This window comes from Azonexus hydrophilus (genome assembly GCF_905120355.1).
GTDB lineage: Bacteria > Pseudomonadota > Gammaproteobacteria > Burkholderiales > Rhodocyclaceae > Azonexus.
Genome location: NZ_CAJHOB010000020.1, coordinates 27,058 through 41,129, shown reverse-complemented (window position 1 = coordinate 41,129; position 14,072 = coordinate 27,058). Strand labels below are relative to the sequence as shown.

The following is a 14,072-nucleotide window of genomic DNA, read 5'->3' as shown; positions in this document are numbered from 1 at the left end:
ACAATCTTCAGCTATTGAAACTTCGGCGAAAAGACGGTGGTGGCCGGACGGTTACAATAATTCACAAATGACACGTGTATCTAGGCTATAATAAGAAGACATATTCCAATGTTGTTATCAAGGATGCTACATGAGTGCTGCTGCGGGGGGAGGGCGCGTTGCAATCCAAGTTCTGTGCCTAATTTTTAGCATTTCCTCGAATGCTGCAGATTGTCTTATAGAACCCCCTCAGATTGTCGATTTGGCCAGCCCAGTGACCGGCATGCTGGACAAGGTTCTGGTCAAGCGGGCAGATCGCGTAAGTAAGGGACAAGTCCTGGCAACGCTCGAGTCGCGAGCCGAGCAGGCGGCCAGCGAATTGGCCCGCTTTAAATCGGTGCAGGTCGGGCCCAGCCAGATGGCGGAAAGCAAGATCGAATTTGCCAAGCGCAAATTTACCCGCCGCCAGGCCATGAGCAATGAGAAATTGATGGCCGCGCAGGATCGGGATGATGCGGAAGCAGAACTGCGTTTGGCCGAATCGGAACTCCAGGTCGCTTCCGAAAATCGTCAGATCGCCAAGTTGGAACACCAGCAGCAAAGCAGCCTGCTCAACCTGAGGACAATTCGCAGCCCTTTTGAGGGCGTGGTGGTCGATGTGCTGTCCTTTCCCGGCGAGGTCGTCGAGCCGGGTTCGAATAAAAAATCCGTAGTGAAAGTAGCGCAACTCGACCCCCTGAAAATTCAGGTGGTATTGCCGAAAGATGCCTTCGGCACTGTCTTGTCGGGTACGTCGGTCGAGGTTTTGCCGGAAATCCCCGCGAAGGCTCGCTACACGGCCAAGGTCAAATCTGTGGATCGCTTGATCGACGCGGCCAGCGGCACATTTGTCGTGCTACTCGAATTGCCCAATCCAAAGCTAGAAATACCTGCTGGGGTCAAATGCAAGGCCAATTTTCCCAAGGCGCAGGGAGGTGCTCTGGGAAAGTAGTGGTCCCGTGCCGTCAGGGACATGAACAAATAACAATCAAACGAGGCCGTTATCGGGCCACCGTTTTGCCTGGATTTTAAATTCAAGAATTGGGCAGGAAAGAGATGCCCAGCATTATTTAGGGGAAATGCAATGCGTAAGTCTGTCGAAAAGAATGATCGTCCGGATCGTAGCCGCAATCTCTCACTCTCTCCGTTGATGCATGCCCTGCTGGGGGCCTTCCGTCCGGCCAGGCAAGCACCCGCAAAGGCTGCGAAAGCTCGTCAGCCCCAGGCGGCAGCCAGCCAGCCGGCCGTCCGTTTCGAAGCGCTGGAGCCGCGCGTGCTGCTCTCGGGCGATGTCAATCCCTCGGCCCTGTCGATCAACGGAGCGATCTCCGTTCAGGGTGAGCAGGACCAGTACGAATTTTCGGTCGAGGAATCCCGGCGCGTGGTTTTCGACAGCCTGACCAATCGCAGCGACCTCAACTGGAAGCTGGAAGGCCCCAATGGACAACTGACCAGCCGCAGCTTCAGCAATACCGATTACCAGGCCGAATCGCCGGCTTTCGAGCTGACTCCCGGCAAGTACAAGGTCACCGTGGATGGTAATGCCGATGCTGTGGGCGACTATTCGCTGCGCATTGTCGATGCCGATGCGGCGGCGGATTTGACGCCGGGCACCGAGGTCAGCGGCACGCTCGATGGCGGCAACAAGTCGGCGGTTTATCGTTTCCAGGCCAAAGCCGGCGACAAGTTCTTTTTCGATGCGCTGACGGCCAGCGGTAGTGCAGATTGGCGCCTGATCGACCCCTATGCTCGGCAGGAAGGTAGTTATAGCTACCTGGGGAATGACCGCGATACTTTCGTGATCCAACGCACCGGCGAGTACCTGATGGTCGTCGAGGGCGCGGTCGGCAATACCGCGGCGCTCAATTACAGTTTCAATCTGCGGCCTGTCGCCGATACCACGGAAGCACTGGTACTGGGCGCGACGACGACCGCCAATATCGACCAGCCGGGCAAGACCGGCAATTTCACCTTCTCGCTGGCCGAACCGCAGACAGTCTTGTTCGACCGTCTGACCAATAGCGATTTCTTCTGGTCGCTGAGTGGGCCGGAAGGGGTTGTGGTTTCGCGGACTTACGCCAGCTATGGTGCCAGCAATTATGCGGGCGGCTATGGTCGCCTGCTCCTGCCGGTCGGCGACTATGTCTTGTCGGTCGATACCAGCGGTGCGACGACGGGGGTCTTCCCCTTCCGTCTGCTTGCCGACGAAGCCGCCGAGGCGCTTGAGATCGGCGTTGCGACCAGCGCGGTGCTCGACAATGCGCGCGGCACGAAGCTCTACAAGCTCGCCCTGAGCGAAGGCGACAAGATTTTTGTCGATGGCCGTTCACTCGCGGGCGGGGCGCTCAACTGGACTCTGGTCAATCCTTATGGCCTTCAACAGGCGAGCAGTGCGCTGATGACGGCGCAGGCGCCATTGACGGTCGGTGCCAGCGGCGATTACTGGCTGGTCGTCGAGGGCAGCGACGGCAATACGGCCGGCGCGAGCGTCAGCTACCAGCTCGCGGTCAACAAGGTGCCCGATGTCACCGCCACCCTGACCCTGGGCAGCCAGGTTTCGGGCAGCGTCGATCTGGCCGGGCAGGCGACGGTCTATTCCTTCGAGCTGGCCGCCGCCACCCAGGTGGCGTTCGATGCGCAAAGCAATCGTTCGGACATGCTGTGGTCCCTGATCGGTCCGCGCGGAACTGAAATCTCGGCGCGCCGTTTCGACCAGAGCGATGCCGGCAGTGCGCTCAGCGTACTGAACCTGCCGGCCGGCAGCTATCGGCTGGTGGTGCAGGGCAGCGGTCGGGCAAGCGGCAACTACGCTTTTCAGCTGGTTGATCTGGCGGCGGCGCAGACGCTGACCCTGAATACTGCACTGAGTGGAACGCTGACGCCGGGCAATGCCGTTCAGGCTTATCGCTTTAGCGTGGCGGCCGGCGATATGCTTGCCTTCCAGACCAACGGCGTTGCCGGCGGCCATGCCAGCTGGCGCCTGGTCGACATTTACGGACGCGATGTCGTCGGAACGAACAATCTGGCGAGCAACCGCGCCACTTTCGTGCTGACGACCGGTGGCGTATATACCTTGCTGGTCGAGGGGCGCCTGGACAATGCCGCGCCGGTCGATTTCAACATCCAGTTCAATGCGGTCGGCAACCAAGTGCCGACGCCCCTGCCGGCAGGCGATGACCTGACTTTCGGCACGGCGGTAGCCGGCACTCTGGCGACCTGGGACGCAACCAAGACCTACCGTTTCACCCTGGCTACCGATGCGCTGGTGGTCATGGACACGCAGAGCCTGAATTCCAGCAGTGCCCAGTGGTCGCTCGTCGGTCCGCGCGGCACCGAGGTGAGCCTGCAGGATTTGTACTCTAGCGACGCCAACAACCGTTATCCCGTTTTCAGCCTGCCGGCCGGAAGTTATGCATTATCCGTACAAGGGGCGCGCTACTCCGGTTGGCTCTCCAATAACGGCGCCTACAGCTTCCGCCTACTCGACGCCGCGAATTTTTCGGCGCTGACGCTGGGGCAGCAGGTTTCTATCACGCGTTCGCCCAATAACGCGACTTTGGGCTACCGTTTCGAGGCCAGCGCGGGTAGCACGATGGTACTCAACTGGAGTGACAGCTACAGCAGTTCCGTGTGGACCCTGGTGGATCCCTACGGACGCAAGGTCCAGAGCATTAGTGGCGACAATTCCGGAACTTCCTACGTGATTTCGGTTTCGGGAAGCTACACGCTGCTGAACGAGGGGTACTACTACAACTCCGGTACCAACAACGTTACCTTTACGCTCGCCCAGCAGAGCCTGACCGTTGCGCCCCTGGTTTTCAACGATCAGGCCTACGGCACCCTGAACGGTCGCCAGGCCATCGCGCGCTACGATTTCACGCTGGACGAAATTTCGCCGGTGATTTTCGACGCGCTCAATACCTCGGCAGCCAATGTCGGTAACCTGCAATGGCTGCTGCGCGGTCCGCGCGGGAATGTCTCCGGCTGGAACTCGTTTACCGATTATTACGCCGGTTCGGGTCTGGGCAAGCTGCCGCCGGGCAAGTATTCACTCTTGGTCCGGAATACCACCGATACCTCGACCGATTACAGCTTCCGAATGCTTGATCGCGATGCGGCACTTTCGCTGGTGCCGGGCACGGCAGTCAATGAAACGATTCCGGTCGGCGAATCGCGCGTCTATCGTTTCAATGGCAACGCCGGGGATAGTTATTACTTCGATGGTCAAAATTCGTCGAACTACTCCTACGTCAACGGTGGCTACCATTACGAATATGCTTACTGGTCCCTGCTCGATCCGTTCGGTCGCTCGGTCACGAGCGGCTATACCTACGGCGATAGTTCAAATATCGGCTTGACGGCCAGCGGCGAATATTTGCTGGTGGTGAGTCCCATTGATTCCGTTGCTGCCGCCAATGTGCGTTTCAACCTGCTCGCCAAGACGACGGTCAGCGAGGCCCTGATCCTCGATCAGGACATGGCAGGTTCCATTGCGATGCCCGGCCAATCGGTCAAGTACGGTTTTACGCTGGCCGCGCCGACGCGCGTCATGGTCGATGCCTGGGATGGTTCAGGGTTTTACTGGAGCCTGAGCGGCCCGCGCGGCAGCGAAGCCAGCGGCAACGGATTTGGCAATTCCCCGCGCTACTTCGATCTGCCGACAGGCAATTACGAATTCACGGTGAATGCGAATGATCCAAGGACCGGGGCATTCCATTTCCGTCTTTCCGACCTGGCTTCGATTGAAACCATGGCGCTCGATAGCGATACGCTGCTGAGCAATGTCGCCGGCGACCGTTCGCAGACCTATCGCCGATTCGAACTCGGCGAAAGCACGGAGTTGCTGTTCGATGCCGTTGGCAGCAGCAATCCCTACGCTTCCTGGTCACTGTACGATACCCGGGGACAAGTGCGTTCAAGCGGCGACGTTCGCTATGACTCCTCGCGCTTTACACTCGCTGCAGGTAGCTATTACTTGGTCGTTTATACGAACGGAACGGTCGCGGCCGAATACAATCTGGCGCTGCGCCGCCCGACGGTGAAGAGCGAGTCGCTTGTGATGGGCAGCCAGATCAGCGGCAGCGTGTTGCCGGCCCAGGAAAGTCGTTATAGCTTCGAGGCAAGCAGCCCGACCTCGCTCCTGTTCGAGAGCCAGACCGACAGCAACGACCTGCGTTGGGAATTGAGCGGACCGTCAGGTGTCGTGCGTAGTGCGACCAGTTTCAGTTCCCTGGGCGTTCTGACCCAGATTAGCAGTGCCGGCACTTATACCTTGCGCGTCTATTCGCAGAGCAATGCCGCGAGTGATTTTGCCTTCCGCTTGCTCGATCTGCACGCGGTAATGCCGCAAGCCCTGCCGGGGTCCGTGAACCTCGCGCTGACGCTGGAGAAGCGCACGCAGGCGTATGCCTTCGACAGTGCGGCCGGCGACTTCCTCAGTTATCAGGTGAGTAGCCTGAGCGCCGGTGCAGCGCTGAACATGCGCCTGGTCGATGCTTCCGGCAATGTGCTGGATTCCCGGGACGCCAGTTACGGCTACAGCCGCCAACTGAGCAATCCCGGTCGCTACTATCTGCTGATCCAGGCCGGGCCGGCCATGCAGGAAACTGTTGACCTGGTCGGCAAACTGCTGCTGACGCAAAACCATGAATTTCCGTTGACCGTAGATGCCGTCTGCGAAGGCAGTCTCGATTCAGGCCAGACCAGCGACACCTGGAGCTTTACCCTGGATGCCGGCAAGCGCCTGCTGCTGGACGGCCTGGCAAGTTCGCGCGTGAACTGGGCGCTCGAGGATGGCTTCGGGAATAGTCTCAACCGTTCCGGATGGTTTTCCGGCCCGCTCCTGCTCGATCTGGCGGCGGGTAGTTATCGCTTGAAGATTACCGGCAATACCGGTAGCAACAGCGTCCCGGGCAGTTACGGTTTCCGCCTGTTAGACACGGCGGGGGCGACCAGTCTTGTCGACGGCGTGGCCGCAACAGGCAGCCTGGCAACGCATGCCGCCGCAGTCTTCCATCTGGCCGGGCAGCCCGGCGAGTTGCTGAACCTGGCGTCCGAACTGACGGGCGGCGAGGGGCGGGTGACACTATTTAATGCAGCGGGCAACTACGTCTGGTCGAGTTATGCCGGCGGCGATACGCGTTTCACGGTGGGCGATCAGGCGGGGGATTATCTGCTTGTTGTCGAAAGCGAACTGGCCACGACCGAGAGCGTCGCCTACAGCGTTCTGCTCAGCAAGCCGCAGGAGCAGTTCGCGGATGCCGCGATCGGTGACGTACTCAGCGGGCATCTGGCGGCTTCCTACGAATTCCATAGCTATCGTCTCGACCTGACGACCGAGCAGCGCTTGCTCATTGCCGATACCGGCACGGACGGTGGCCTGACCTGGCGCATCGTGCCTGAAGGCATGGGCCTGCAGCAGGGCGGTTGGCGTAGCGGCAGCAACTTTGAATATCTGGGCGCCGGTCGCTATGTGCTGACCGTTTCCAGCAGCAATCACACGGGTGGGGATTACCGCATTCAGTTGCGGGATCCGCTGGCCGCAACGGCATTGCCCGAAGCCGGCTTCGCTGGCCAGTTGGCCGATGGCCGGGATGCCGCAATCTACACGTTTGAAACCACGAGTGCACAGCGCCTGACGGTCAATCTGGCCACGGCTGATCCGAGCCAGCTACGCTGGGCTCTGTACGACAATAACTATTATCCCCTGCTGAATGTTTCTTCGGGTGTGGTGCGCGACACGCCGGAACTTTCCGCCGGGCGCTATTTCCTGGTTGTTTACGGCATGGGTGCTGCGACCGATATCGTCGATTACGCCATCAATGTGGCACCGATTGCGCCCACCGTGCTGACGCTCGGCGAGTCGGTCCGCGACAGTTTCCCGCTCTCCGGCGATCAGGTGGATTACAGCTTCAGCCTGACCGAGAACACGACGGTCCTGTTCGATGCCCTGCAAGGGGCGTCATCCGGTATTTCCTACTCGCTCTACAACGAATCTGGCAGCCAGATCGCGTCGGCGATGTTCTACGACAACAACATCATGCCGCGGGTGCTGGAAGCCGGCGATTATCGCCTCCGAATCCAACGCTACAGTACCCTGAACGGTGTGGCCGTGGCAGAGCCCTTTGCCTTCCGTCTGGCGAGCATGCCCCAGTTGCAGCAGGGAATGATCGAATATGATGTACCGGTGAGCGGAACGCTTGCCGACGGGACGCAAACGGCGGCCTACCAAATCGATATGCAGGCTGGTGACTGGACCGCCTTCACCGTCGATAGCGTCAGTGCCGGCAGCCTGAACTGGCGTCTGCTCGATGCCAGCGGCAATGTTTTCTATTGGGCGAGCAGCGGTAATCGCAGCAATATTCACATTTCCTCGAGCGGGCGTTATACCGTGCTGATCAATGGCGATATAGCCAACAGCGAGTCGCTCGATTACCAGTTCACGATGGCCCTGGAGCGCCATGTCGACAACCGCCCGGCTGGCGATCCACTGCCCTTGGGCACCTTGACCGACATCGTGGTGCCGGCTGACGACAGCACGAGCTATCGTTTCCATGTGGATGCCGATACGGTGATTGCCATTTCGGGCAAGACAGCGGATGGCCGTTCACTGCAATGGCAGTTACAGGGGATCGAATCCAGCCTGGGTTGGGGTAATTTCTCGGGTACGAGTGCTAGCGCAGGTATTTATCGACTGGCGGCCGGCGATTATGCGCTGACCTTGAACGAGACTTCCGGTGATAGTGATGCGGAGGTCTCTTTCATCCTCGAAGACCGGGCACATGCCCAAAGCGTTGCGACCGAGGGCGATATCGTCAGCACCGGCGCGCACATGTTCAAGGCTGCGCTGGCTGCCGACGAAACCCTCTATTTCCGTTCTTCCGGCCAGGCGAACTGGCGCATCTACGGACCGGATAACAATTACAACTACTGGAGCGGCGGTGAAAGTGCCGGTTTCTCGAGCTTCACGGCCGGGACGGCCGGAGAATACCTTTTCATTCTCGAAGAGGATTACTCGGCACTGCCCGTCAACGCCAAGCTCGAGTTGCGTCACCAGACCGACCGGAGTGACGTACTTGACCTGGATACGGCTGTCTCGGGCAGTATCGAGTCTTACCAGACGGACAGCTACACCTTTGCCCTGGCCGAGAGCCGGCAGGTGTTGTTTGATCTGCGTTTCGCCACGGGGTCCTTTTCCTGGGAACTGTCCAGCAATGGCGAGGCGCTTGCCGACGGTTATTGCTACGGCAATGCCACACCCTATGCTTCGAGTAATCCATTGCTCGATCTGGCGGCAGGCGACTATGTACTGAAGGTCGTTCCGTCGTCATGGCAAACCACAACCTACGAATTCAGCCTGCGCGACCTGGCGCAGGCCGCTGCGCCCAGCCTTGATGGTGACACCCTGATCAGCGCCGTTCCCGGTATCGCCCAGGTTTTCAAATTTGAAGCACAAGCCGGGGACAGTTTCGTTTACCAGCCCGGTGATGTTTCCGTCTGGGGTTACTGGCGTTTGGTCGCTGCAGACGGCAGCGTGCTCGGCGATTCTTACTCGAATTATCTCGATAGCACACAGATCATCTACGATCTGCCGGAAACAGGTTCCTACTACCTGATCTGGGATAGCCAGAATAACGGCGAAACCGACGTTTTTGACAGCGACTTTGCCGTTCGTGTCATCACACCGGCGGCGCCGGCCGTGATTCCCGCGCTAGGCCAGGCCGTAAGCGGCAATCTGGCGGACGACGGGACCCTCCGCTACAGCTTCCATGTGGATGCCGAGAGCAATCTGTTTATCGACGCGCTAGATGCCGCCTCAGTCGATTCCTGGAAAATCGCCAATGCACTGGGCGAGGTTGTTGCCTCTGACCAGTGGGGCGGCGGGGCATCAATGCTGGCGCATGTCTATGAGGCCGGCGACTATACGCTGACCCTGAAAGGCCCGATTTTCGATGGTTCGGCGGTCGCGTTCCGCCTGCTCGATGTGGACGCGTCGGCTGTCACCGGCGGCGTCAGTGGCGAGGTAAGTGGCTTAGCAGCTGCCGGACAGGCCATCGTGGCGCGTGTCGATGTATTGGCAGGGCAAAGCCTGGTTTATGAACCGACCGATCTGGGCGGATTGACGGGCCGTTATCTGGTCTTCGATGCATACGGGAATCTCCAGCTCTCAGGTGATGCCAGCCAGAGTTGCGTGCTGCGCGGATTGGCAAGCGATAGCACCTATTTCCTGGTGTTCGATACCGATTTTAATGCCGACCTGACAGCGGCCACCTATGCCTTCAAGCTGCAATCCGTGCTGCCGGCAACGCCAGTGGATCTGATCCTGGGGGCCTCTGTCGAGGACACGCTGGGGGCAGATGGCTCGCGCAGCTACCAGTTCGAAATTACGCGCAGCAGCCTAATGTGGCTGGATATGCTCAATTCCATGCAAGGCAGGTGGTCGATTTCCAATGCCTTGGGAGATGTGCTCAATAACGGCTGGTTGAACGGCTCTGACGGTGTACTGATCAGTCTCTCATCCCCGGGCAGGTACGTGCTGACCCTGAATTCGGGCGAGCGCCTGCCGGTCGACGGCAACCTGGCTTTCAAACTGCTTGATCTTGCCGACAGCGCCCTGACCATTAACCCAGAAACACGGGTCGATGGCGAACTCAATCCAGGCAGCAGTACTCAGATTTACCGCTTCAATGCGCTAGCCAGCGACAGCTTCAAGTTCGTCTCCTATGGTTCCAGCCTGAGCGGCGGCCTCTGGCGCCTCTATAACCGGAACGGAAGCCTGTTAAGCAGTGGCGATATCAATAACAGCGGCAACATCATCAATCTGAATAATTCCGGCTCCGGTCAATACTACTTGGTGATTGACGGTTCCACCGCAAATTCGAACGCCGGAACCTACGGATTTGCCGCCAGCCTGAATCGCATTGCGCTGGACACCGTTTATAGCGGCACGGCCACCTATTATTCGCCGACGAGCTACAGGCTGCACTTGGATCAGGCCGCCTGGCTGGATTTCGACGCCTTCAAGGCGAGCTCGGGTGGATATGGCGACTACTATGCCTATTGGACTCTGAGCGGGAGCAACGGCCAAGTCTTCTCGAACAATCTTTATTACTATGGCCGTGATGCGGCGCAGATGCTGGCGGCAGGGGACTACACCCTGACCGTATCAAGTTCCTATTACTACTACTCGACGCCGTACCAGTTCCGGATTCTGAGCGCGGCGAGCGCCGAAGTCATGACGCCGGGCAGCACGGTCAGTGCCACGCTGACACCGGGGAATAGCACCAAGATCTACAGCTTTGAGGGAACGGCCGGGGAGGTGCATACCTTCCGCAGCCTGCAGAGCATTTCCGGGTATTGGCGCCTGATCGATCCCGAAGGCAAGGAGCTCTTCAATACCTCATTCTCGACCACCCAGGATATGCTGAGCTTGGCGAAGAGCGGTCGCTATCTGCTACTTATCGAAGGCTACGACACATCCTTTTCGAATCAGGCCTATTCCTTCGTTGTCGCCAAGGCCATCGACAAGGGGGCAATACCGCTCAATACGACGCAAGGCAATGCCTTGGCAGCAGGTGCCGTCGAGCGCTACAGCCTGCATCTCGATCAGGCGGGCACCCTGGTCTTCGACAATCTCGGGACCAACAGCACACCGACCTGGCGCCTGGTCGACTCGGCCGGGACGGTCGTCTTCAACCAGACCATGGGGTACTACTACTCGTACGATTTCAAGGGACAACTGGCGGCCGGTGATTACACGCTGATAGTCGGCAACAGTTCGGCCTCCGCATCGCCCTATGCTTTCCGCGTTCTCGATCTGAGCGCAGCCACCGCGGTACAGCCGGGCACGCCGGTGAGCACGACGGTGACGCCGGCCAATGGCGCGCAGGTCTTTACCTTCGATGCTATTGCCGGAGAGCGCTATTACTTCGATGCGCTGTACACTCAGTCCGAGCTTTCGGATACCTACCTGTATCGTTCGGTGCCTCACTGGACCCTGCTCGACCCGACGGGACGCGCGGTTTTCAGCAATTCCACCATGGGGTCGGCATCGGTCAGTAGCTACTGGGATTCCGCCTTGGGGCGCTATCGTTATCGTGATGTGTTCACCGGATACGATCAGGAACCGGCGGCGCTGGGCATGACCGGCACCTATACCCTGGTGCTCGAGGGGGGGAATTCCGAAACGACCCCCCAGGCCAAGGTTTCGTTTAACTTGGTCAAGGTCCCGAACAACCCGGTAGTCGTGCTCGACACGCTGCTCGTCAAGCCGGCACCGGACATCACGGTCAATAGCCTAGTCGTTGATCCGGTCGACAATCTGCAGACTGGCCAGACCGTCACCCTAACCTGGGTAATCGAAAACCGGGGCGTACTGGCGACCAGCGGCAACTGGAACGACCGCATCGTGATCCGCAATCTCGATACCGGGGTGATCATTGCCAACCAGTCCGTTCCTTACGATGCGGCGGTCGATGGGGCAATTGCAGCCGGCGAGAGCCGGATGCGGACGTTCGAGTTGCGCCTGCCGGAGGGTTCGCCAGCGGCAGGGCGCTTGGGTATCACGATCCTTGCGGATGGCGACAACGCCATTCGTGAGGGCAATATGACGGGGACCAGCGAAAGCAACAACGCGCAGCAGATTGAGGTGAACGTCGCACTGGCACCTTATGCCGACTTGGCCGTGACCGACCTCATGCTCGATCCGGCCGGCAACTACCAGCCTGGGCAGGTGGTCGATGTTGCTTGGACCACCAGCAACAGTGGCACCAAGGCGGTCGATGCGCCGTGGAGCGAGCGCCTCGAGGTGCGCAACCTGTCCACCAACGAAGTGGTGGCGACGGTCGTCGTGCGTGACGAACTGGCCGATGGTGCGCTCGATGTCGGCGGCAGCCGTGCGCGGACGGCGCAATTTACCTGGCCGAGCGGCGCCTCGGCGTCCGGGCGTTTTGCCATCCGCGTGCTGGCCGACAGCCTCAATGAAATTCCCGAAGCCAATCTGGCCGGTACCGGCGAGAGCAACAATCAGGGCGAAGTGCTGCGTACGGCCGGGCCGGACATGCAGATCCGCAACCTCAAGGTAGACAGCACCGATATCCAGGCCGGCGGCTTGGTGACGATCAGCTGGGAAGACTGGAACCTGGGCAGCAGCGCGACCGGCGTCGGCTTCGACGACCGCATCGTGGTCCGCAACACGGCGGGGAACCTGCTTCTGCTCGACACCAGCCTGGCCTACGACCCGCTGCAACAGGTCGACGGTACGCCGCTGGGCGCCATCGCGCCGGGCCAGTCGCGGGCACGCAGCTTCACCTTCCGTCTGCCCTACGGCCTGAAAGGCACGGGCGACATCGCGATTGCCGTCACCGCCTACCAGAATGCGGGCGGGATTGGCGTGCTGTTCGAAACCAACCTGACCAATGACGCCGAAGCCAACAACACGGCACGCGTCTCGACCATCGCGGCGGCGGTGCCCTATGCCGATCTGCGCGTGGACAGCCTGGTGGCCCCGGTGACCGGGGTGGGCGGTGAGCCGCTTTCCTTCTCGTGGACCGTCAGCAACAACGGCGCAGTGGGCACGACTGCCGACTGGAACGACCAGATCGTGGTCAGTACCGACAACGTGATCGGCAATGCCGACGACGTGGTGATCGCCAATGTGCGCCACCAGGGCGGCTTGGGCAAGGGCGGCACGTACACCCAAAATGCGACCATCCGCGTGCCCCTGCGCAACGAAGGGCGCTATTACCTAGGCGTCAAGACCGATACGGGCAATGAGGTCCTCGAGCCCGACACCCGTGCGGACAATGTCAGCAGCGCCCAGGCCATCGACCTGGCCGCGGCCTACGCCGACCTCAACGTCCTGACGCTGAGCGCGCCGGAAACCGCGCAGAGCGGCGAGAACATCCTCGTCACCTGGGAAGTCCGCAACGACGGCAATGCCACGACCGATCTCGCCCTGTGGGGGGATCGCCTCGTGCTGTCCACCGATGCCAACCTGGGTGGCAGCGACGACATCATCCTGGCCGGCTCGGTGACCCATGCCGGCCTGCTGGCCCCGGGCGGCAGCTATATCGGCCGCGCCACCATCACCCTGCCGCGCGACCTCAACGGCGAGTTCTACGTGCTCGTCTCCACCGACATCAATCGTTCGATTACCGAACTGGGACGCACCGGCAACAACACGCGGGTCAGCGTCGCCAAGCTGCGCGTCGGTCTGGCGCCGGTCGCCGACCTCACGGTCAGCGAGGTCAGCGGTCCGGCCGTCCTGCGGCCGGGCGATGCTGCCACGGTCAGCTACACCGTCGCCAACCAGGGCGGTGCCGCCACGGCCACGGCCTGGCGTGACCGGATCTACATTGATCGCGGCGCCAACGGCTTGTACGAAGTCGCCAGCGTCTTCTCCTCGACCCCGCTCGACGCGGGGAGCAGCGTCGAGCGCACAGCCAGCTTCACGCTGCCGTCGTGGTTTGGCGAAGGCGAATTCCGCTGGGTGGTGCGTGCCGATGCCGACAACACCATCTACGAGCGTGACGGAGAGAACAACAACCAGACTGCCGCCAGCGCAACCGTGCAAGTGGTGCGCCCCGACCTGACAGTGAGTAGCTTCAGCGGCCCCGGCCTCATCGAGTCGGGCAATGCGCTGCATGTCGAATGGACGGTCAGCAACACCGGCGGTGTCGCCACCGGCGACTGGAAGGATGTCGTCGCTCTGTACAAGGACGGCGTGCTGCAGAAATCCGTTGACGTCGTCCATGCCGGCGGCCTGGCGGCCGGCGCCAGCTATGTTGCCAGCGTCGATCTCGACATCCCGTTGGGCTATAGCGGCGAATACGAAATCCGCGTGCTCACCGACGGCGCCCGTGTCGTCGATGACCGCAACCGCAACGACAACCAGGCGACGGCCGCGCTGACAGTCGGTCTGGCACCCTATGCCGACCTGGCCGTCACGGCGGTGAGCGCGCCGGAACGCATCATCGACGATCCGGCGCCGCTCGAAGTGAGCTGGACGGTGGCCAACCAGGGTACCGGGGTCGGTCGGACGACGGCGTGGACCG

Annotated in this window: 2 protein-coding genes (1 of these 2 running past the window's edge); both read left to right on the top strand. The window is 60.5% G+C overall.

Annotation, left to right across the window (positions count from 1 at the left end; translation table 11 throughout):
• Nucleotides 1-130: 130 nt before the first annotated feature.
• Nucleotides 131-970 (top strand): efflux RND transporter periplasmic adaptor subunit, encoded by an 840-nt coding sequence (locus JYJ39_RS12970; protein ID WP_205204874.1) that lies wholly within the window; start codon nucleotides 131-133, stop codon nucleotides 968-970.
• A 132-nt stretch (nucleotides 971-1,102) separates the two neighbouring features.
• Nucleotides 1,103-14,072 carry the 5' end (the start) of a tandem-95 repeat protein gene (locus JYJ39_RS12965; RefSeq protein ID WP_205204873.1) on the top strand. 26,690 nt of this gene lie beyond the right edge of the window, so the window shows 12,970 of its 39,660 coding nt (coding positions 1-12,970); its start codon is at nucleotides 1,103-1,105; the stop codon falls past the right edge of the window.

What these genes read in the sequence shown, in the direction of transcription:
- JYJ39_RS12970 (WP_205204874.1), top strand. Translation starts at nt 131, where the DNA reads ATGAGTGCTGCTGCGGGGGGAGGGCGCGTTGCAATCCAAGTTCTGTGC.